Genomic DNA, 20,214 nt, shown 5'->3' with positions numbered 1-20,214 from the left:
CGCGGGGCATCGCTGCTCCGCGCTGTGTCCGGGCACCGGCCTGCCGGTGCCCGGACACAGCCGAGCAGGAGCAGGAGCCGCGTCCCCCGCCGCGCGGCCCTGCCCCGGTGGAAGCGGCCTACTTGTCGGCGGTCAGCTTGCCCGCCACGCCCCAGCTGTCGGCCGGAACCTCGTGAATCCACACCTGCACGGCCTCGGCGGGGATGTGCAGGGCGTCCACGAACGCGTCGGTGACGCGGGCCACCAGGTCACGCTTGAGCTCGATGTCGCGGGGGCCCTGCTGAATGGTGACGATGGGCATGGTGTGCTCCTTTGAAGCGGAGTGCCCGACCGGCGGTTCCGGTGCGGTGCGTTCTGTCGCTGGAGACAGTTCACCGCGCAGGGCCCGTGCCCACCCAGACCCGAACGGCTCTCGCAGCGATCACGATTGGTGATCGGACCGCGGCCGCACATCCGCCATGGTCACGGCGTCCTCCAGCAATCCGAACAGGGGGGAGGGCGCACCGCCCCGGGTCAGCGGGAAGGGCGCACCGCCCCGGGCCAGCGGGGAGGACGCACCGCTCCGGACCACCAGCTCGACGGGCAGCCGCATCCCGGGCTCGGAGAAGGGTACGAAGGCCACGCGCGGCAGCCGCATCAGCCGGGCGTTTCCTGCGTAGACCACCGTCCACATCGGCGTACCTGAGCCAATCGCGGCAAGAGTGTCCTGAAGGCTGCTGAACACGGGCCCCGGAGTGGGCTCGAAACCCGCCCTCCGGCAACCGTCGAGGACGAGGTCGACCAATGCCGGGTGACGGCGGCGCTCGGTCAGGCGCAGCGGCAGCGCGGCAAGGTCGGCGAAGTCCACTGCCGACTGCTCGGCGAGGGCGTGCCGGGCGGGTACGGCCGCCATCAGCTCGTCCTCCCAGAGCGGGCGGCGCCGCAGCTCGTCACCGTCCTGAGCCGAAGCATTGCCGGGGACAGGTGCGCCGCCCCGGACGAAGGCGGCGTCCAGACGGCCGTCGGCAAGCTGCGCAAGGCGCTCGCGCACGGGCAGGGTGACCAACTCCACCCGGACGCCCGGCGCATGCTCCCGGAAGGCCTCCAGCACGCGGTCCAGCCTCTCGCCGAGCCCGGTGATCGTGCCGAGCCGGAACGTGCCGCGGCTGCCACCGGTCAGCTCTGCGGCCACGGCGCGGGCGGCGTCCTCTGCCGCGAGGACGGCGCGCGCTGCGGGAAGGAAGGCCTGCCCGGCCGCTGTGAGGCGGACGAGCCGGGGCGTCCGGTCGAAGAGCTCGATCTTCAGCTCGCGCTCCAGCCGCCGTATCTGCTGGCTGACGGCCGGCTGCCCTATGACCAGCCGCTCCGCCGCCCGTCCGAAGTGCAGTTCCTCCGCGACGGTGACGAAGTAACGCAGCTGTCGCAGCTCCACGGGCCGGCTCCTTTCCCTGTTCCCTGTGTCTTCCCGGTCCTGTTGTTTCGGTTCGATCCTGCCGCACGGGTAGGTCGCGGGTGCACGGCCTCCGGGCCCGGTCCAGGAGGCAGGCGCATGGCTGGGGTGTGAACCTCAAGGTCTATGCGTATTGCGCATAGACCTTGATAGGGTGTGTGTCATGGGTTTGGGGTTGGAGGAGTCGCTTCGGCTGACGGTCGCCGCATTGATGCAGGCGACGGGGGAGTCGCAGCGGGCGGTCGCCGAGGTGCTGGGGCTGACGCAGACGCAGGTGTCGCGCCGGCAGTCGGGCGCCGCCTCGTGGACCCTGGATGATGTGGATGCTCTGGCGGTGCATTACGGCATCGGGGCGTTGGACCTCCTGGCGGGCCCGACGCGGGCGTGCGAGGTCTTGCCCGCCGACCGGCGCCGGACCGCTGTGGTGAAGAAGAGGGTGCGCTCGGGTGAGTGATTTCGAGACGATCGATTCCCTGCTGGCTGCTGTCGGCCCGGAAGCCGAGTTGCCCGCTCCCGGTGTGCGCAGGGAGCTGCGGGAGCGGGCCCGGCTGTCCAAGGCGCAGGTCGCCAGGGCGCTGGGCGTGAGCCCGTCCACGGTCGCCGGCTGGGAGGGCACGCGGGATCCGGCCGGTGAGATCCGCACGAAGTACGCCTATCTGCTGGACGGGCTGGCTGCCAAGTTCCCGGCGGAGCCCGCCCCGGAGGCTGCTGCTGCCTCCGTCTCTGCCTCCGTTCCTGCCTCCGTCCCTGCTTCCGGTATCGCTGCCGGGCTGCCCTCTGCCGGCAACGGCGAAGCTGAGGGCGATGACGTAGAGGTCCTGGCGGAGGCCGAGCCGTGTGTGCTGTGCGGTTCGCCGGCCGGAAGCCGGGTGGCGGGCTTCGCTCAGCATCTGGACCCGGCCGACTGCGGGACGGTGGCCCCGGCGCCGGTCCGGGCCACGGCGGTAACCCCAGCCCCGGCCGCAACCCGGGCTACCGTTGCGCCTTCCCCCGATCCCGAGCCCGAGCCCGCCACGCGTACCCGAGGCCCTGCCCGGCGCGCGTTCCAGGAGCCGTCCGGCCCCGTCGACCTGATCGGTAAGGCGGTGCGGGCCGCGCTCACCGAGCACCAGGGAGACGTGGAAGCGGCCACCGCTGCACTGCTGAAGCGGGCGATCCCGGATGCGATGCGGCTGCTGGACGAGACCCGTAAGGGCGCTCGCTACGACGTCGTCGCCCACCCGTGGATTCCCGACATCCTGAAGAAGCAGACTGCGCGCGGCGCGGACCAGGTCTGGGAGGCCCGCCCCAAGTGGACCCGCCACGAGCTCCCGCCCGGTCGGCACGAGGTCACCGCGCTCGACGTCAACGGCGCCTACCTCTCCGCCCTCAAGACCCACCTCCCGCTCGGGCAGCTGGAGCACTCCGCGGGCCTCCCGCACGACCGCCGCCGCGCAGGCGTCCACCTCATCACCCCACCCGCGTGGGAACACGAAGCAGTGCTGCCGAACCCGATCGGCCAGCGCGACGAACCCGGCCCGCTGTGGGTCACCGAACCCACCCTGCGCCTCCTGCTGCGCCTGTCCGGCCCGAAGTACGGGCTGTGCGACCCGCCCGTCGTCCACGAGTCCTACACCTCCGGCGCCACCGAGAACCTCCTGGAGAAGTTCCGCGTCGCCATGAAGGACGCCCGCGATGCCGCGATTGCCGCCGGCGATACGGTGACGCTGGAGTATGTGAAGGCGATGTACTCGAAATTCGTCTCCACGATGGGGGAGTCGAATTACAACCGCGAGCTCTACCGCCCCGACTGGATGCACATCATCCGGTCCCAGGCGTTCGCCAACCTCTGGATGAAGGCCCTCAAGGCCCACGACGAGGGGCTGACGGTCGTCCGTGCCATGGGCACCGACGAGCTTCACGTCACCGGCGACTGGCGCCGTGTCTTCCCCGAAGGCCGCGGTGTTACCGAGGTCAAGGTCAAAGACGTCTACAGTGCCGGACATGACGCCGCGACGGGCGAGGACCCCGCGACGGGCGAGGGCCTCGTCACGGGCGAGGGCCTCGTCACGGGTGAGGAAGAGGAGTAATGCCGGAGAGGAACATCGACTTCGGGAAGTTCGGCGCCCGGGGAATCAAGGGCAGTGAAGCCGTCGCGCGCAAGCTCGACGAACTCGCGGGCGGTATCACCACGCCGGTCACCGCCAAGCGCGGCCTGATGGCTCGCCTGCACTACCTGACGCGAACGGCACACGCCCGCCAGGCCGCCCGTGACGCGGGCCTGACCGTCACGGACCGCACCTTGAAGGCGTGGCTCGAGGAGAGACGGAAGCCGACCAAGGCCAACCTGGAGCGCATCGAGCAGGCCTACCGTACGGTGCGCCGCCACAACGTCGCCCGTCACCTCCTGCGCCGGCTGAACGCGCGGGGCGGGACCCGGGTGGAGATCCACCCTCTCAACCAGTCGCAGGTACCGCGGCAACTGCAGCGGGTCGTGGAGTACCGCACGATGAACGTGCGCCGCTGGGACCGCATCGTCGACGCCTGGGCGGCCGGCGACGCCCAGGGCCTCGACGACGCCTGGACCGACACGATCGTGGACCTGGGCTCGCAGTGGGGCCAGTACGAGTACGTGACCAACGTCGGCTTCGCGGCGTGAGCCGTCCGCTCACGACACCAGGCTCTGCTCCTCCAATTCGGTCAGCTTCACGGTGCACAGACCGCCGCGCTCGGTTTTGACGTCCGTCACCTTGAGCTGTGTGCCCGGCGAGAGGATGAATTCCTCCTCGCCCGTGAAAGCGGAGAAGCTGCTGATGCCCACCGCACGGGCGGGAACCACCTCGAAGAGTGTCCGCTTGCCGCGGCTGCCGAGGAACGCCCGGGCCACGCCGAGGTTGGGCGTGCACGAAGAAACGCCCCACCAGGTCACGGTCCGCCCGAGCGGGTATTGCGCGCGCAGGTCCAGCGACACCCCGCGCCACAACGGTTCGGTGCGCGCGGGAAGGTGCGAAACCGCCGAGAACAGCAGGCGCAGGTAAGGGAGGTACGGGACGAGCCTGGCCCGGTCCGGGGAGCGCAGGACCGTGTTGATCTCCCGGTAAAACGCGGATTCGCAGGTGTAAAGGTAGAGGGCGGCAATAGCGTCGGCGGAGAGACTGCCACTGCCGGCCGCCTCGTCCGCCCGCCTCTTACCGAATTCGTGCGACCGCTCGACGTGCCGGTCGAGACCGGACAGCACGGCGGCGACCGGCGAGACGGCGTCGCGGAATTCCATGAGCGGGGTGTCGAACACACCGGTGATCGCGGGAAGGGCGAGTCCCTCGTCCTTGACGCTGGCGAGCCGCTCCAGATAGAGCTGGTGCAGCTCCATGGTGGACGCGATGAACGCGCCCATGCGCTCGGCGACGCCGGCGTCCCCCGCCCCGCCGGGCCCCCCCGGGAGCGTGTTCCACCCCTTGCTCGGCAGCCAGTCGATCGGATCGGCACCCAGCGAGGCGAGGGCGTCGTTCACGACTCCGAAGTGGTCGCCCTCGCAGAAGATGTCGCCCTGCGCGGCCGGGTTCGAGTGGTCGATGTGCCGGACGTCGACCTCGGGGTACTTCTCCTGCAGTTGGAGGACGACCTTCTTCAGGCCGCGGGCGTGCGCTCCCCACCACGCGAAGACGACACCGCGGTCCTCCTCGTCGGCGTCCTGCTTGGCCTTGAGGATCTCTTCGACGATGCGCTCGGCGACCGGACGCCAGAATGCGGTGTGCGGATCGGCTCCCCGCCCTCCGTCACTGCTGGCGGTGAGCGCCGCGTTCAGCAGCAGCACGCCCTGCGTGAGCATCGCCTGGAACCACTCCGGCGGCTGGACGGTGTCCTGGTCCTTCAGCAGGGCACGAATGTCGGCGATCGGCGTCTTCTTGGGTATCCCGTACTTCCACATCGCCGCCGCCTTGATGATGCAACGGATGCTGACAACCCTGCCGAACTGGCTGTCCTTCCAGTCGTGGAAGGTGTTGTCGAACATGGCGATACCGGTGGCGCTTTCCGGTCGCGGATACGGATTCTGCCCGAATACGACGACCTTCCACTTGTGCGGTGGATTGGGCTTGAGCGCCTGGAAGGTCAGTTCGCGGACGGGAACGACCTCGGGTGCGCGGCCGGGGCCGATGAACCTGGCTGCGTCCGGCTGCGCTTCGATGACCGGCTTCAGCAGCGGAAGCCACGGTTCGCCGCCGCCCTTGAAGAGTTCGGCGAGGGCGAGAGGGTCATGCGGATCGGGCTGGGCCGGGGTGTGGGCATCGCTCATGGTGCAGGGACTCCGAAGTCGTCGAACCGTGCTGATGGAGGCACGAAGAGTGAGGTGGGTGATTTCCGCAGTGCTTCTGCAGTGCTTCTGCAGTGCTTCCGCAGTGATTTCCGCGCAAAGGCCCTGAAAAGTGACGCAAGGGAGCCCGAAGTGTCATGCGAGGGGAACCGGCGGGCTCGCGTCGTCGTGTCAGAGGTGGGGCTGGGCTGACTGACCTGCGGAAATCTGGCGGCAGGCTAGCACCGGCTCAGTGCGCTCGCAATCGTGACGCCAGGTCACGGACCGGCACTGTCATCGGCGTTGCCGGTCGTTGTCAGTGGGTCACTGTAGCGTCGTGAACAGTTGAAGGACGTTGCTCGATCGGAGTGAATGATGACCGTGAACCGCGCCGTGCAGACGCCGCTCAGAGTGGTGCTGGCCGACATCAACGCCGGAGTGGTGGAGGCGTGGCAGGCGGCGTTCGCCGACACCCCGGGGATCGAGATCCGCAAGGGTTCGATCCTGGAGGAGAACGTCGACGCCTGGGTCAGCCCCACCAACTCCCGGGGCCGTATGGACGGCGGGGTCGACGCGGTCATCAAGCGGCACCTCGGAGCCGGCATCCAACTGCGCGTGCAGCGAGCGATCCGCGACCGGTTCGCGGGAAGCCTTCCGGTGGGAAGCGCGGTGTGCGTTCCGTCGGGCGCGGTCAACCCCAAGTTCCTGATATCGACGCCGACGATGGAACAGTCCTCGCAGAACGTGCGGGAGACGTTGAATGTGGCCCTGGCGTGCGCCGCCGCCTTCCAGGCGATCCACCAGCAGAACGAGAAGGCGCCGGGCAGCATCGAGTCGGTGGCGCTGGTCGGCATGGGCGCCCGGACCGGCCGGGTGCCGGCACGCGTGTGTGCCAACCTGATGTGGACGGGCTACACGCTCTTCAACGACTACTGCTTCGAGGACTACGACGACCTGCGCAGCACGATCATCGCGCAGCTCGACGACCTTGAGGAGGCGCCCGACGACAAGCGGATACGTATCGCGCCGCCCGAGCGCTCCGCCTCCCGTCGCTGACCGAGGGGGCCGTATGGCTGCGTGCGCCATGGAGCTGGGCAACAGTGTGGTGGGGCACCACATCGGGCTCCTTGGCGCCCCGGCCTAGGGTGCGGACATGACCGCGCCTGATGCCTCCGACTCACCGGTCCCGTTGGACACTTCGGCTTCGCACGACCTCCCGGACCCGCCCGACTCGCCCGATCGGACTCCCCTCCACCCGGTGGCCACCGCGCTCGACCTGCGCGGGCGTACGGCGCTTGTCACCGGGGCCGCGGGCGGCATCGGAGCCGCCTGCGCCCTGCGGCTGGCCGCCGCCGGAGCGCGGGTCCGGGCCCTGGACCGTGACGCCCCCGGCCTGGACGCCCTCTGCGCGCGCTCGGCGCACCTGCCGGGCACCGTCGAGAGCGTGCTCCTCGACCTCACCGACCTCGACGCGGCCGAGGAGGCGGCCGTCGGCACCGACATCCTCGTCAACAACGCCGGCACCCAGCTCGTACGCCCCATCCAGGACTTCCCGCCCGAGGAGTTCCGCGCCGTCCTCACCCTCCTGCTGGAGGCCCCCTTCCGGTTGCTGAGAGGAGCCCTGCCGCACATGTACGAACGGGGCTGGGGCCGCGTCGTCAACGTCTCCTCCGTGCACGGCCTGCGGGGATCCCCCTACAAGTCCGCCTACGTAGCCGCCAAGCACGGCCTCGAAGGACTGTCCAAGGTCACCGCCCTCGAAGGGGCACCACACGGAGTCACGTCGAACTGTGTGAGCCCCGGCTACGTGCGCACCCCCCTCGTCGAGAAGCAGCTCGCCGACCAGGCAGCCCTCCACGACATCCCGGTCGAGAGCGTCCTGACGGGGATCCTCCTGGCGGACTCGGCCCTCAAGCGCCTCATCGAGCCCGGCGAGGTCGCCGAGGCCGTGGCCTATCTGTGCGGACCGCACGCTTCGCTCATCACCGGCACCACCTTGACGATGGACGGCGGATGGACCGCCCACTGACCGGCGATGGCGGCGATCGTGCGCTGACTGGCGCACCGTCACTCACCGACGGTAAGCCTGTGCCCATGTCCGAGTCCGAGTCCGAGTCCATGTCCGAGGCCAAGTCCGAGACCGAGTCTGCGTCCGCATCCGTGTCCGCCGATCACACCGAGACCCCGTACCTCGCGCTGCTCGCCCGTGGCGCGCCCGCCGGGGAGTACGAGCGTCCGGTGCTGCGCGCCCGCGCCGACGGGGCGTCGCCGGACCGGCTCGCCGCCCTCGACCGGGCCAAGTACCTCGCCCTGCGCGTACGGGCCGAGCTGGAGGACCGGCGGCGGCGCGAGGCCGAGCTGTCGGCCCTCTTCGCCACCGCCCACGACCTGGCGGGCCTGCGCGACCTCGACGCGGTGCTCCAGGCCATCGTGGAACGGGCCCGCTCCCTCCTGGGCACGGACGTCGCGTACCTCACCCTCCACGACCCCGCCGCCGGCGACACGTACATGCGCGTCACCGACGGCTCGGTCTCGGCCCGCTTCCAGCAGCTGCGGCTCGGCATGGGGGAGGGGCTGGGTGGACTGGTCGCACAGACCGCCCGCCCCTACGTCACGGACGACTACTTCGACGACCCGCGTTTTCAGCACACCCGGGCCATCGACTCGGGGGTCCGGGACGAGGGCCTGGTCGCGATCCTCGGGGTGCCGCTCAAGCTCGGCAGCCGCGTCATCGGGGTGCTCTTCGCGGCGGACCGCCGCGCCCGCGTCTTCGAACGCGGTCAGACGGCGCTCCTCGCCTCGTTCGCCGCGCACGCCGCCGTCGCCATCGACACGGCGAACCTGCTGGCCGAGACCCGTTCCGCCCTCGCCGGGCTGGAGGCCGCCAACGAGATCGTCCGCGACCGCAGCGCCGTCATCGAGCGCGCCTCCGACGTCCACGACCGGCTGACCGAACTCGTCCTGCACGGCGGCGACGTGCACGACGTCGCCGCGGCCGTCGCGGAGAGCCTGGGCGGGAAGGTCGTCTTTCTGGAGGCCGGTCAGTGTCCGGCGGCCGCCGTGGACCGCTCCCGCGCCGTAGCCATACGCCACGAGGACGGCTGGTACGTCGCCGTCTCCGCAGGCGCCGAACTCCTCGGTGCCCTCGTCCTGTACGGACACCCCGCGCTCGACCCCGTAGACCAGCGCACCTTGGAACGGGCCGCCATGGTCACCTCACTGCTGCAACTCGCGAGCCGCCAGGCCGGCGAGGCCGAGCAGCGGGTACGGGGAGAGCTGCTCGACGACCTCCTCGACGCGCCCGGCCGCGACCCCCGCCTGCTGCGTGAGCGCGCTGCCCGCCTGCGCGCGGACCTGGACACGCCGCACGTCGTCCTGGCGGCGAGGGTGGTGGCGGAGGAGGGTCACGAGGGCGACGACGAGACCGGAACCGTGTGGCCCCCGCCCGCGGATCACCGGCAACGCCTGTGGTCCGCGGCATCCCACCTGGCGGCGACCCGGCACGGCCTGGCCGCCGCCCGGGACGGCGGGACGGTGCTGCTGTTGCCGTACGACGGCCGATGCAGCGCCTCCGAAGCGGCTCGCCGAGCGGCCCGCCAGCTGGGAGCCGCAGTTCCGGGAGGCGTCACGGTAGGGGCCTCCACGCCCGTACCCGCACCGGCGGCCGACCCCGCAGCCGTGGCCGACGCCTACGCCGAGGCGCGGCGCTGCCTCGACGTCCTGCAACTGCTCGGCCGGGACGGGGAGGGTGCGGCGGCCGACGACTTCGGCTTCGTAGGGCTGCTGCTCGCCGAGGCGGGCGGCGGGGGAGGGGACCGCATCGGCCGGTTCGTGGCGCGCACCATAGGGCCCGTCGTCGAGTACGACGCGCGGCGCGGCACGGCGCTCGTCCCCACCCTCGACGCCTACTTCGCCGGCGGCATGAGCCCGGTGCGGACGAAGGACGCCCTGCACGTGCACGTCAACACCGTCGCCCAGCGTCTGGACCGCGTCGGTCGTCTGCTGGGTCCGGACTGGCAGACGCCTTCCCGGACCCTGGAGATCCAGCTGGCCCTGAAGCTGCACCGCCTCGCGACCCCGACCTTGGCCCCGACCCAGCCCCCGGCGGCGGGGCGTCGAGGACACGATGGCGGGTCTCCGGCGCGAGACCGACCGCGACCAGGGTGAGCACGACGGCGGCGATCACGTACAGGGCGACCGGCGTACCGCTTTCGTACTCCGCGAGCAGCGCGGTGGCGATCAGCGGTGCCGGGGCACCGGCGGCCACGGAGGCGAACTGCGCGCCGATCGAGGCGCCCGAGTACCGCATCCGGGTCGCGAACATCTCCGAGAAGAAGGCCGCCTGGGGCGCGTACATACCGCCGTGAAGCACCAGCCCGACGGTGACGGCGGTCACGAGCCCGCCGAAGCTCGCGGAGTCCACGAGCGCGAAGAACGGAAAGGCCCACAGCCCCACGCCCGCGGCCCCGATCAGATACACGGGCCGCCGGCCGATCCGGTCCGAGAGGGCGCCCCAGGCGGGGATGGCCGCGAAGTGCACGGCGGAGCCGATGAGCACGGCGTCGAGGGCGGTCTGCTTGGACAGCTGGGTGTGCTCGGTGGCGTAGACGAGGATGAAGGCGGTGATGACGTAGTAGCTGATGTTCTCCGCCATCCGGGCGCCCATCGCGACCAGAACGTCACGCCAGTGGTCGCGCAGCACGGCAACGAGCGGGGGCTTCTCCGGCTCGCCCGAGGAGGCCCGGGCAAGGGCGGCCTTGAAGACGGGCGACTCGTCCACGGACAGCCGGATCCACAGCCCGACGACCACCAACACCCCGGACAACAGGAACGGCACTCGCCACCCCCACGACAAGAACGCCGACTCGGAGGTCGAGGCGGTCAGCACGGACAGCACCCCAGTAGCAAGCAACTGCCCGGCAGGCGCCCCCGTCTGCGGCCAAGCGGCCCAGAACCCCCGCCGCCGCGCATCCCCGTGCTCGGAAACCAACAACACGGCCCCGCCCCACTCCCCACCCAAGGCAAACCCTTGGACGAGCCGGAGCAGCGTGAGCAGCACGGGCGCCAGCGACCCGACGGCAGCATGCGTAGGCAACACCCCAATGGCACACGTAGCACCCCCCATCAACACCAAACTCACCACCAACAACCGCTTGCGCCCCAACCGATCCCCGAAGTGCCCGAACACCAACGCCCCGACGGGCCGCGCGACGAACCCGACGGCGTAGGTGAGAAAAGACAGCAGCGTCCCGACAAGCGGATCCGAACCGGGAAAGAACAGCTTGTTGAAGACGAGCGCGGCAGCGGACCCGTAGAGAAAGAAGTCGTACCACTCGATGGTGGTCCCGATGAGACTGGCGACGACGATGCGGGGGAGTGAGCTGGGAGTTGGCGGATGCGTGGCGGGGGTGGTCATGGTCACCACTTCCGGGTGGGGGAGAGGTGTGTCAATGCGTCGCCACACCGTAGGAAGCGGCAGGTCAGGGGCCTATGTGGTGGGGCTACACAGTTCGGGTCCGGAGTGTGCGCGGGGCGCCCATGAGAGGAGGAAGCGGAGCGTTCGGGATCCCCAACTCGATTGAAGAAACCGGCGCGGAGAGTTGTCGCCAATCGGCAGTATTTGATGCCTGGGTGCTGACTCCCGTACTGACTTCGTGCTGACTACGGAGCGTTGAACTCGGGCATTTGGGTGCGAGTGGACTGGATGTACCGCGTCGGATGGTCACTCAAGCCGGCACGGTGAAGGCCCCGTATCGCCCAGTTCTACCTGCCCCCAGTCCGGCCCAGGACCGGGTGTCACTTTCCGTGCCATGTCGCTTCAGCGTGGGTGGAGAGCACCAAGAGACAGCGCAGAAGATGGACGCCGACGGCCCTTCATTCAATGGCGGGGGGTGATGTAGGTCTGTTGGCAAGGTGGAGTTGGAGTTCGCGGTGGCGGAATTGGTAGGCCGATCCGGCAGTGCGCAGCAGGCCGAGCTGGCGGCAATCGTGGAGGAACCGTCCCAGGCGCCAGGGCAGCCGCTTGTGCACACACACCAGGAAGGCAGAGGTCTGAGAGCAAAGCCATGAGCCCGAAGGACTCGGCACGGAAGGGCCGCCGCCACCTCGTGCCGCCGAGAGTCGCGAGGGGAAAACCAGACCGAGGGTGATCGCATGTCGGCCCGCTGCCCTGCCGGAGACAGCCAAGCCCGGCCGGGTTCGGAGCTCTCTGGGAACTGGTCCGCGGCGCGGAGTGGGGGATCCGGATTGTGATGCGATGCGCGGCCCCGCAGCGGCAGCAATACCGGATCAGCTGCCCGCCAGAATCCGCCCAGAGGCCGCCCCGTTCGCGACCAGCCGGTTCGGTTCACTGTAAATACCGGGTTGTTCGGGGGCTGAGGAGGACGGGGGTCTCCACATCCATGTCATTAAAGCCCGACGCAACGGGATCCGGTGTCCAAGTCAGGTGTGCAATTCCAGGTCGGGCGCCTGTACGCAAGGGTGCTCCCTGAGGTGATGGAAAATCAAGGGTAGATTCCTGTTGGGCTGCGGGATTTGTCGATTCCTGCGGGGATGCGAGGAGACTGGTGTCGGAACTGTTGGCGGGCGATATTATCGCCCATGCTGGGAGAACGCCGGACGCGCCGGCGCTGTTATGGAACGGTGCCGTCGTCACCTATGCGGACCTGACGGAAATCAGTCGGCGGGCCGCTGAAAGGATCGGTTTATCGACGTTACCAAGAAGTATGCCGATCGGCCTTCGGGCCAGGAAATCACCGGAATCGATCGCGACAGTCCTCGCCTGTCTCGCCGCCGGCCGGACGGTGTTCCTACCGTCGCCCGACCTCGGACGGAACGTGCTGGACCGGCTGGCGCGACGAGCCGGCTGTCCAAGCCTGCTGACAGCGGAGGACGGTCCGGGGGACGACGGTCCGGGGGACGACGGTCCGGCGGACGACGGTCAGGGGGTCGAGGGCGAACGGTCTACCCGCCCCGGCACACCTGCCACGGAACCCGCACAGGCCGCCCGGCCCGTACCGTCCGCGGCCGTCGTGCCGCCGGACACGAGTCTCCTTCTCTCCACCTCGGGGTCGACCGGTCTTCCCAAGCTCGTGCCGCTCAGCTGCGCGGCCGTGGACCGGTTCACCGCATGGGCGGCCGGACCCTTCGGGATCGGACCGGGGACGAGAGTCCTCAGCTATGCGCCGCTGAACTTCGACCTCACACTGCTCGACATCTGGACCACCCTGCGCCAGGGCGGCTGCGTGATCCTCGTCGACCCGGAACGAGCCGCCAACCCGCACTATCTGGCGAAGCTCCTGCATGACACCCGGCCCGAGGTCGTCCAGGCCGTACCCATGTTCTTCCGCTTGCTCACCCAGGCCTCGAAGAAGGCCCCCGACCGCGTCGCCGGCGTCCGGCACGTGCTGCTGACGGGCGACCACGCCCCTCGTCCGCTGCGCGGCACGATCGCGCGGATGTTCCCGGACGCCGTGTTCCACAACGTCTATGGGTGCACGGAGACCAACGACAGTCTGTTGTACTCGTGCACGGCCGAGGAGGCCGCGGAACGGGAGGTGCTCCCCCTGGGGCAGCCACTCCCGGGTGTACGCCTGTCCCTGTGGGAGACAGACGCGGTCCTGGACGGGCCGGGCGTCGGCGAACTGGTCGTCTCCACACCGTTCCAGGCGCACGGCTACCTCGGCTCGCAGGTGGCGGAGGGGAGGTTCTTCCAAGAGGGCCCGGAACTCGGTGCGCGTCACTGGTTCCGCACCGGTGACCTGGTGCGGCGCGCCCCCGACGGTGAGCTGACCCTGGTCGGCCGGAACGACTTCCAGGTCAAGGCCGCCGGCGTGCGCGTGAACGTGGAAGAGGTGGAGCGGGTGATCCTCAGCCACGAGCAGGTGCTCGACGCCGTCGTCGTCGCCGTATCCGACACCCTCGCCGGGACGCGTCTGTGCGCCCTCGTACGGACCCATCCCGACTCCGCTCTCAGCGGCTTGAAGCTTCTGGCGCACTGCTCGGCCAGGCTCGCCCGGCCGGCCGTGCCCACCGTGCACCTCACCCGGGACCCGCTGCCCGTCGGCCCGACGGGGAAGCCCGACCGGGCTCGCATCCGCGATGAGTTCCGGACGGATCCGGCGCTCGTCTGACTTCCCGCGGGCCGGGGGCCGACACACCGTCACCTCCGCGCCGACCGGTTTCACGTCGTGCCCGCAACGCATGCCACTCGATTCCCTGGAGATTCCTGTATGAGTCTGGAACACGAGATCACCGAGCACATCGTGTCGACCTATCTGCCCGGAACTCCGGCCCATGACCTCGCGCCGTCACTGGACCTGTTCGACAGCGGAGTGGTGAGCAGTCTGCAACTTCTCGAACTCATCGAGTGGCTGCGCAGTCGCTATGCCATTCCGGTGGACGACCTGGCGCTGTCTCCACGGTCGTTCCGCTCCGTGGCGGCGATACGGGAATTCGTGGAGAACGCCCAGGAGCTGTCCTACGCGCTAGCGGACGGGGAATGACAGGATGATCGTCAGAAGGAAAGAAGAAGTGAAGACCGTCGAATGGGGAAACGGTCTCAGTTATCGCTTCCTCCTGCAGGGCGACCGGATGGGATTCACTGTCTGCCACACCGTGGTCCGGGCCGGCACCAAGTCACGGCTGGAATACCGTCGTCACCTGGAGGCCTGTTACTGCATCGCCGGACGCGGCTGGGTCTCCACCACCGACGGCGGTACCGCGCACGAACTGCTCCCGGGCGTCCTCTACGCGCTCGACGAGCACGACGCACACTTCCTGATCGCGGCTCCGGACGTCGATCTCGAGCTGATCAGCGTCTTCAACCCGCCGCTCCAGGGCGATGAACGGCACGCCCTGGACGAGGACGCGTTCTCGCAATACTGAGGAGACCTCGAGTGATTCGGTGGAGCGACGAGCAGAAGGCGCTGCGGGCCGTGGCCGAGAAGGCCGGCGAGGCCGTGGGCGCCGATCACCTGGAGCGTGACGGTCCGGGCAGCTTCTCATGGGACGGCTGGGCGAGATTGCGCGACATCGGCCTGTTCGGGGCCCCGTTCGACGCCGCATGGGGCGGGGCGGAGCTGGACCTGCCGACCACGATGTACGTCCTGGAGGGGCTGGGCCACGGCTGCCGCGACGCCGGCCTGACCTTCTCGGCCGTCACACACCTGGTCAGCACGGGCGTACCAGTGCAGCGTTTCGGCTCGGAGTTCTTGAAGGCGCGCTACCTGCCGGCCGTCTGCGCCGGGTCGATGATCGGAGCACACGCGATCACCGAGCCGGAAGGCGGTTCCGACGTGCTGAACATGCGCACCACGGCCGTCGCCGATGGCGACGCGTTCGTTCTCAAGGGCATCAAGTCGTTCGTGAGCAACGGTCCGATCGCTGATCTGGTGGTCGTCTACGCACGTACCGCGGCGGCGGGTGCCCTGGACGGCATCACCGCGTTCCTGGTCCCGGCGGACACGCCCGGCCTCGGAGTCGGTGCACCGATCGGCAAGATGGGCCTGCGTACCTCGCCCGCTTCGGAACTGTTCCTCGACGACGTCCGGGTACCCCGCACCCACGTTCTGGGAGCGGTCGGTTCGGGATTCCTCGTCCTGGACGAGGTGATGAAGTGGGAGATCCTGTGCTCGTTCGCAGGCACCCTCGGCGAGATGTGCCACCGGCTGGAACGATGCGTCGACCAGGTCCGCAACCGCGTCCAGTTCGGCGTGAACATCGGTGCCAACCAGGCGATTTCACACCGGATCGTCGACATGCGGATGGACGTGGAGACATCCCGGAAGTGGCTCTACGACACGACGGAGAAGTTCGCCGACAAGCAGGGCATAGCCACGGACCTGGCCATCACCAAACTCGTGGTCAGCGAGGCGAACGTCCGGTCGGCGTTGGCGGCGGTGCAGATATTCGGCGGAGCCGGATACAGCACCGAGTACGGGATCGAGAAGGAGCTGCGGAACGCGGTCGCCGGAACCATCTACTCCGGCACCTCGGAAATGCAACGGCAGCGACTCGCCTCATTCATGGGCCTGCACAAGTCCACAGCGCGGCAGGGAAGTTAGAGGAGTGCACACATGACGGAGAGTCTCGACGCGGCACTGAGCCCGACGGAGTTCCTCGACCACGAGTCCCCGGTGGTCCGCGAGTTCGTCGACCGGGCCCTCTCGGACACCTGCGCTTCTACGGACACGGACCGGGCCGTCGCGCTGTACTACGCGGTCCGGGACGGCATCCGGTACGAGGTCTACGACGCCGATCTGTCCCGCCGGGGCCTGACGGCGAGCCGGATCATCGAACGGGGCGCTGGTTTCTGCGTCCACAAGTCCATCGTGTACGCGGCCGCGCTGCGCGCCGTGGGCGCCCCCAGCCGGATCGTCTACGCAGACGTACGCAACCACCTCGCCTCTCCACGGCTGCGGGAGCTGGTCGGGGGCGACGTCTTCCGCTTCCACAGCCTCACGTCGGTCCGCCTCGGCGGCACCTGGCTCAAGGCGACTCCGGTCTTCAACAAACTGCTCTGCCGGCTCTACGGCATCAAGCCGCTCGACTTCGACGGCCGAACGGACAGTCTCTACCACTCCTACGACGAGGAAGGGCGACGGCACATGGAGTTCCTCGCCCTGCGCGGTGAGTTCGACGACGTTCCCTATTCCCTGGTCACCGATGGCATCAGGCAGGCGCATCCGCTGCTCTTCGCGAGAGCGGACCGGACGGTCGCCGGCTCGCTCGTCACGGAGGCTACCGCTATGGAGGGTTCCTGACATGCCGAGGACGAAGTTCTCGTTGGCTGAGGCCGACATACCGACCCACTGGTACAACATCGCCGCGGACCTGCCGGGACCGCCGCTCGCACCGGCGATCAACGCGGACACGGGCAAGCCCCTGACGCGCTCCGAGATGGCCCGCACCATGCCGGAGCCGCTGATCGATCAGGAGGTCGGCACGGACCGCACCTACGAGATCCCCGAGCAGGTCCGGGAACTATACGCCTTGTGGCGGCCCTCACCGCTGTTCCGCGCCCACCGCCTGGAACGGGCCTTGGACACCCCGGCCCGGATCTACTACAAGTACGAGGGCGTGGCACCGACCGGGAGCCACAAGCCCAACACGGGCATCCCGCAGGCCTACTACAACAAGCTGGTCGGCAAGGTGGGCCTGGTCACCGAGACGGGCGCCGGCCAGTGGGGCAGTGCCACCGCGCTGAGCGCCTCGTTCTTCGGCATGACCGCAAAAATCTACATGGTCAAGGTGAGCTACCGTCAGAAGCCCTACCGCAGGTCACTGATGGAGACGTACGGCGCGGTCTGCGTGCCGAGCCCCAGTCCGGAGACGGCGGTCGGCCGGGCCGTGCTCGCCGGCGACCCGGACAGCCCCGGCAGCCTCGGCATTGCCACCTCGGAGGCGCTGGAGGCGTTCGCCCAGGATTCCTCACTCGGCTATGTGCTCGGTAGTGGGGCCAACCATGTCCTGCTCCACCAGACGGTGATCGGCCAGGAGGCCGTCCGGCAGATGGAGCTGGCCGAGGACTACCCGGACATCGTGGTCGGCTGCGCGGGCGGGGGCAGCAACCTCGCCGGCCTCGCGTTCCCCTTCCTGGGCGCCATGCTGCGCGGCGGCACACCGGTGCGGGTGATCGCGGCGGAGCCGGCCGCCTGCCCCACCCTGACCAAGGGCTCCATCGTGTACGACTACGCCGATACCGGCCGTCTCGGCCCGCTGTTCCGGATGCATTCGCTCGGCCACGAGTTCGTGCCACCGCCCGTGCACGCCGGCGGGCTGCGCGCGCACGGCATCGCTCCGCTGGTCAGCCGCGCGGTGGAGGACGAGCTGATCGAGCCCGTCGCCGTAGGCCAGGTCGCCTGTCTGAAGGCGGGCGTCACCTTCGCCCGCGCCGAGGGCGTCCTGCCGGCGCCCGAGTCGACGCACGCTGTCCGCGTTGCCATCGACGAGGCGGTGCGCTGCCGGGAGGAGGGCGTCTCCCGGGCCATCCTGTTCGGTCTCTCCGGCCACGGCCATTTCGACCTGGCCGCCTACGACTCGTACTTCGCCGGTGAGCTGACCGAGGCCGAGGCCGACGACCGGACGCTGGACCGGGCCGCGGCGAGCATCCCTCAGGTGGCCGCCGTATGACCGTGCGGCGCTCCACCGATCCGGAGCCGCCTACGGCCGGCGCACCGGCGGCCCTCGCGGGAGCCGGGACGGCCGCCGTCGTCGACGCCCACGGCATGGGTGCCTTCCTGCCCGCGGCCCTGGCGCGGCACGGGGTCGCGTGCGTCCACGTGTGCTCCGACACCCCCGGCCCCCAGAGCCGGGCGGCCGGGGACGTCGCCGTGGAGATACGGCACCACGGCGACGTGGCCGCCACTGCCCGGGCGCTGCGGATGCACGGCGTCGGCTTCGTCATCGCCGGAAACGAGTCGGGCGTCCTCCTCGCCGACCGACTCTCCGCGGAACTCGGCACGCCCGGCAACGGCATGGCACGGCCGACAGCCAGGCGGGACAAGTACGAGATGATCCAGGCCGTCCGCGAGGCCGGCCTGGCCACCGCGGCGAGCATCGCCACCTCGTCCGCGCGGGAACTCACACAGTGGGCGCGGGACCACGGTTCCTGGCCCGTGGTGCTCAAACCGAGGGCCAGCGTCGGTACGGACAACGTCCGCTTCTGCCACTCGGAGCAGGACCTGAAGGAGGCGTTCGAGGCCGTCATCGCCAGCACCGACCACTACGGCGGTCGCAACACGACGGTGCTCGCCCAGGAGTGCCTGCACGGCGACGAGTACTTCGTCAACACCGTGAGCCGCGACGGAGCCCACCACCTGGTGGAGGTGTGGAAGTATCACAAGAGCCCCATCGACGGCGCCCGTCCGATGTATGACTTCGAGGAGCCGGTTCCGCCGGCTGCCCCGGCCGTTGCCACCGTCGTGCCGTACGTCCTGTCCGTCCTGGACGCGCTGGAGATTCGCAACGGGGCGGCGCACACCGAGGTGATCCTCACCGTGCGCGGGCCGGTCCTGGTCGAGAGTGCCGCGCGGATCGGCGGAGCGCACGCCCCCGCGGTGGTCTCGCGGTTCCTCGGCACCGACCAACTCGATTGCGTGGCACGGGCCATCGCCCGTCCCGAGGACCTCGCAGAAGGGCGGCTGCCCCGCTACCGGCCCTCGTCCCGGCTGCGGTACGTGACCCTCATCAACCCTTACGAGGCGGCAGTCCTGTCGGCCCAGCACTTGGCGGAGTTGCGGTCACTGGACTCCTTCGTCGACCTGGTCCTCACTCTCCCTCAGGACGCACCGCTGCCCCGCACCGTCGGTCTGTTCACCTCACCCGGCTACCTGTACCTCGCCGCCGACACGGCCCGGGTCGAAGCGGACTACCGGCGGCTGCGCGACCTCGAGAAGAACGGCCTCTACGCCGCGCCCCGCGGCGACCGGCAGGCCTGACCCCCGCGTGACACCACCCATGGAAAGGCACCCGCATCCCATGACCCGGACGAAGTCCTCCCTCGACGGTCTCGCCGACTATCCGGCCGACTGGGCGCACCGCGCCAAGCGGATCTTCCCTGGCGAGCCCCTGTACCTGCCCGGAGCCTGTCTGAAGTGGTACGACATCCGAGGCGCCGACCAGGACGCCACCCCGAAGGTCAGCGCTGAGGCGCGGGACTTCCTGGCTGCAGAGACCGCGGCCGGACAGCTCGAGTTCCACCAGGAACTGGGGTTCGTCCTGCTGCACCGGGACGGCGCGAAGTACTTCATGCTCGTGTGCGTCTGGCGGGACAGGAACGAGATGTGGCAGGGCCTCTACTACAAGGACGACGCGGGCTTCCTGCCCTACCCGCCGAAGGCCGGCTTCCTGCGGCCCACTCAGAGCATCGAGGAGCTCGACGCCACCGCCCATGAGCGGCGTGGCTGGTCCCGGTACCTGCTCTCGGCGCGCGACCACGCCGCCAAGCAGGCGTATCTCGGCGACCTGTGCACCGGCGAACTGGTCTAGTCACATGTCGACATCATGGAAGCAACCGCGACCCCCCGCACCCCCTGTGCCCGGCGGCCGCCGGCTGGTCGTCCTCGGCGTGGCCGCCAGCGATTCCCATGTGGTGGCCAACCAGCTCATCGCTCATTTCCTGGGCGAGGTCGGCTTCCGCGTGGTCAACCTGGGCGCGTGCACCTCCGTCGAGGAGTTCGCCGACGCCTGCGCGGCACACCCGGAGGCCGAGGCGGTCCTGATCGGCAGCCTCAACGGCCATGTCCACGAGGACCTGCGCGACCTGGCGGAGGCCAAGCTGTCGGGCCGCATCCGGTGTCCGGTCGTGGTCGGCGGGAACCTGTCGGTGGGCAGCAGGAAGGACCCCTCGGCCCTGGCCCGGCTGTACGCCTGCGGCGTGGACCGGATCGTGGCGGATCCCGCCGACCTGCCCGCCGTACTGGACGAACTGCGGGCCGCCCGGGTCACGGACAGGCGATTCACGCAGCTGGCCGCGTCATGAGCCGGCCGGGTTCCCTCTCCTCTGCGGGGCGCC

The 20,214-nt window shown here is 69.6% G+C and carries 18 protein-coding genes and 1 pseudogene; 15 read left to right on the top strand and 4 right to left on the bottom strand.

Annotated features, from left to right (window positions below; all coding sequences use genetic code 11):
- Positions 1 to 118 precede the first annotated feature (118 nt).
- Both dmpI and ACSNOG_RS08085 read right to left on the bottom strand, forming a co-directional pair.
- The gene (gene dmpI / locus ACSNOG_RS08090) at positions 119 to 370 is read right to left on the bottom strand and encodes a 4-oxalocrotonate tautomerase DmpI (RefSeq protein ID WP_436751880.1); all 252 of its coding nucleotides are present in this window, start codon (positions 368 to 370) and stop codon (positions 119 to 121) included.
- A gap of 51 nt (positions 371 to 421) precedes the next feature.
- Positions 422 to 1,411 carry a LysR substrate-binding domain-containing protein gene (locus tag ACSNOG_RS08085; protein ID WP_436751860.1) on the bottom strand — a complete coding sequence of 330 codons (990 nt, stop codon included), beginning with the start codon at positions 1,409 to 1,411 and terminating at the stop codon, positions 422 to 424.
- 181 nt (positions 1,412 to 1,592) lie between these two features.
- On the opposite strand from ACSNOG_RS08085, the gene ACSNOG_RS08080 reads away from it, so the two are divergent.
- From ACSNOG_RS08080 to ACSNOG_RS08070, 3 genes are read left to right on the top strand one after another with little or no spacing between them, the layout of a single operon-like run.
- Positions 1,593 to 1,883, top strand: coding sequence for a helix-turn-helix domain-containing protein (locus tag ACSNOG_RS08080; protein ID WP_436751859.1), 291 nt, complete (start codon positions 1,593 to 1,595; stop codon positions 1,881 to 1,883).
- On the top strand, positions 1,876 to 3,498 hold the full coding sequence (locus ACSNOG_RS08075) for a helix-turn-helix domain-containing protein (RefSeq protein WP_436751858.1): 1,623 nt from the start codon (positions 1,876 to 1,878) through the stop codon (positions 3,496 to 3,498). Before ACSNOG_RS08080 ends, ACSNOG_RS08075 begins: the two co-directional genes overlap by 8 nt.
- The gene (locus tag ACSNOG_RS08070; RefSeq protein WP_436751857.1) at positions 3,498 to 4,067 is read left to right on the top strand and encodes a transcriptional regulator; all 570 of its coding nucleotides are present in this window, start codon (positions 3,498 to 3,500) and stop codon (positions 4,065 to 4,067) included. The genes ACSNOG_RS08075 and ACSNOG_RS08070 overlap by 1 nt, the downstream gene beginning before the upstream one ends.
- Before the next feature lie 9 nt (positions 4,068 to 4,076).
- Here ACSNOG_RS08070 and ACSNOG_RS08065 read toward each other — a convergent pair whose 3' ends face one another.
- A complete protein-coding gene (locus ACSNOG_RS08065; protein ID WP_436751856.1) occupies positions 4,077 to 5,702 on the bottom strand; it encodes an ADP-ribosyltransferase domain-containing protein in 1,626 nt (541 codons plus the stop codon).
- 369 nt (positions 5,703 to 6,071) lie between these two features.
- On the opposite strand from ACSNOG_RS08065, the gene ACSNOG_RS08060 reads away from it, so the two are divergent.
- The 3 genes from ACSNOG_RS08060 (at position 6,072) to ACSNOG_RS08050 (ending at position 9,866) form a co-directional block, all read left to right on the top strand.
- A complete protein-coding gene (locus ACSNOG_RS08060; protein ID WP_436751855.1) occupies positions 6,072 to 6,755 on the top strand; it encodes a macro domain-containing protein in 684 nt (227 codons plus the stop codon).
- A 202-nt stretch (positions 6,756 to 6,957) separates the two neighbouring features.
- Complete coding sequence (locus ACSNOG_RS08055; RefSeq protein WP_436751854.1) at positions 6,958 to 7,728, top strand: 3-hydroxybutyrate dehydrogenase; 771 nt, start codon at positions 6,958 to 6,960, stop codon at positions 7,726 to 7,728.
- A gap of 89 nt (positions 7,729 to 7,817) precedes the next feature.
- Positions 7,818 to 9,866, top strand: coding sequence for a helix-turn-helix domain-containing protein (locus tag ACSNOG_RS08050; RefSeq protein ID WP_436751879.1), 2,049 nt, complete (start codon positions 7,818 to 7,820; stop codon positions 9,864 to 9,866).
- Here ACSNOG_RS08050 and ACSNOG_RS08045 read toward each other — a convergent pair.
- Positions 9,817 to 11,115, bottom strand: a pseudogene (locus tag ACSNOG_RS08045) (MFS transporter); the annotation flags it as partial. The gene ACSNOG_RS08050 and the pseudogene ACSNOG_RS08045 sit on opposite strands and share 50 nt — an antisense overlap.
- 1,150 nt (positions 11,116 to 12,265) lie before the next feature.
- Here ACSNOG_RS08045 and ACSNOG_RS08040 point away from each other — a divergent pair.
- From ACSNOG_RS08040 to ACSNOG_RS08000, 9 genes are all read left to right on the top strand, one after another.
- On the top strand, positions 12,266 to 13,831 hold the full coding sequence (locus ACSNOG_RS08040; RefSeq protein WP_436751853.1) for an AMP-binding protein: 1,566 nt from the start codon (positions 12,266 to 12,268) through the stop codon (positions 13,829 to 13,831).
- Positions 13,832 to 13,930: 99 nt separating this feature from the next.
- Positions 13,931 to 14,203, top strand: a complete 273-nt coding sequence (locus ACSNOG_RS08035; protein WP_436751852.1) for an acyl carrier protein — start codon at positions 13,931 to 13,933, stop codon at positions 14,201 to 14,203.
- Positions 14,204 to 14,207: 4 nt separating this feature from the next.
- On the top strand, positions 14,208 to 14,585 hold the full coding sequence (locus ACSNOG_RS08030; protein WP_436751851.1) for an ectoine synthase: 378 nt from the start codon (positions 14,208 to 14,210) through the stop codon (positions 14,583 to 14,585).
- A gap of 11 nt (positions 14,586 to 14,596) precedes the next feature.
- Positions 14,597 to 15,763, top strand: coding sequence for an acyl-CoA dehydrogenase family protein (locus ACSNOG_RS08025; RefSeq protein WP_436751850.1), 1,167 nt, complete (start codon positions 14,597 to 14,599; stop codon positions 15,761 to 15,763).
- A 12-nt stretch (positions 15,764 to 15,775) separates the two neighbouring features.
- Entirely contained in the window at positions 15,776 to 16,462 is a 687-nt protein-coding gene (locus tag ACSNOG_RS08020) for a transglutaminase-like domain-containing protein (RefSeq protein ID WP_436751849.1), read from the top strand.
- 1 nt (position 16,463) lies between these two features.
- Positions 16,464 to 17,831, top strand: coding sequence for a TrpB-like pyridoxal phosphate-dependent enzyme (locus ACSNOG_RS08015; RefSeq protein ID WP_436751848.1), 1,368 nt, complete (start codon positions 16,464 to 16,466; stop codon positions 17,829 to 17,831).
- A complete protein-coding gene (locus ACSNOG_RS08010; RefSeq protein WP_436751847.1) occupies positions 17,828 to 19,138 on the top strand; it encodes an ATP-grasp domain-containing protein in 1,311 nt (436 codons plus the stop codon). Before ACSNOG_RS08015 ends, ACSNOG_RS08010 begins: the two co-directional genes overlap by 4 nt.
- A 40-nt stretch (positions 19,139 to 19,178) precedes the next feature.
- Positions 19,179 to 19,688 carry a hypothetical protein gene (locus ACSNOG_RS08005; RefSeq protein WP_436751846.1) on the top strand — a complete coding sequence of 170 codons (510 nt, stop codon included), beginning with the start codon at positions 19,179 to 19,181 and terminating at the stop codon, positions 19,686 to 19,688.
- A 46-nt stretch (positions 19,689 to 19,734) separates the two neighbouring features.
- On the top strand, positions 19,735 to 20,181 hold the full coding sequence (locus ACSNOG_RS08000) for a cobalamin-dependent protein (protein ID WP_436751845.1): 447 nt from the start codon (positions 19,735 to 19,737) through the stop codon (positions 20,179 to 20,181).
- Positions 20,182 to 20,214: the final 33 nt, after the last annotated feature.

This window comes from Streptomyces sp. URMC 124 (assembly GCF_051386455.1).
Taxonomy (GTDB): Bacteria; Actinomycetota; Actinomycetes; order Streptomycetales; family Streptomycetaceae; genus Streptomyces.
Note: the sequence above shows the minus strand (reverse complement) of the source record. Positions and strands in the feature narration are given on the sequence as shown.

Excerpts from the sequence above, each read along its gene's own strand:
- ACSNOG_RS08080 (WP_436751859.1), top strand. The coding sequence starts at position 1,593 with ATGGGTTTGGGGTTGGAGGAGTCGCTTCGGCTGACGGTCGCCGCATTG.
- ACSNOG_RS08070 (WP_436751857.1), top strand. The coding sequence starts at position 3,498 with ATGCCGGAGAGGAACATCGACTTCGGGAAGTTCGGCGCCCGGGGAATC.
- ACSNOG_RS08065 (WP_436751856.1), bottom strand. The coding sequence starts at position 5,702 with ATGAGCGATGCCCACACCCCGGCCCAGCCCGATCCGCATGACCCTCTC.
- ACSNOG_RS08060 (WP_436751855.1), top strand. The coding sequence starts at position 6,072 with ATGATGACCGTGAACCGCGCCGTGCAGACGCCGCTCAGAGTGGTGCTG.
- ACSNOG_RS08050 (WP_436751879.1), top strand. The coding sequence starts at position 7,818 with ATGTCCGAGGCCAAGTCCGAGACCGAGTCTGCGTCCGCATCCGTGTCC.
- ACSNOG_RS08035 (WP_436751852.1), top strand. The coding sequence starts at position 13,931 with ATGAGTCTGGAACACGAGATCACCGAGCACATCGTGTCGACCTATCTG.
- ACSNOG_RS08030 (WP_436751851.1), top strand. The coding sequence starts at position 14,208 with ATGATCGTCAGAAGGAAAGAAGAAGTGAAGACCGTCGAATGGGGAAAC.
- ACSNOG_RS08020 (WP_436751849.1), top strand. The coding sequence starts at position 15,776 with ATGACGGAGAGTCTCGACGCGGCACTGAGCCCGACGGAGTTCCTCGAC.
- ACSNOG_RS08015 (WP_436751848.1), top strand. The coding sequence starts at position 16,464 with ATGCCGAGGACGAAGTTCTCGTTGGCTGAGGCCGACATACCGACCCAC.
- ACSNOG_RS08010 (WP_436751847.1), top strand. The coding sequence starts at position 17,828 with ATGACCGTGCGGCGCTCCACCGATCCGGAGCCGCCTACGGCCGGCGCA.
- ACSNOG_RS08005 (WP_436751846.1), top strand. The coding sequence starts at position 19,179 with ATGACCCGGACGAAGTCCTCCCTCGACGGTCTCGCCGACTATCCGGCC.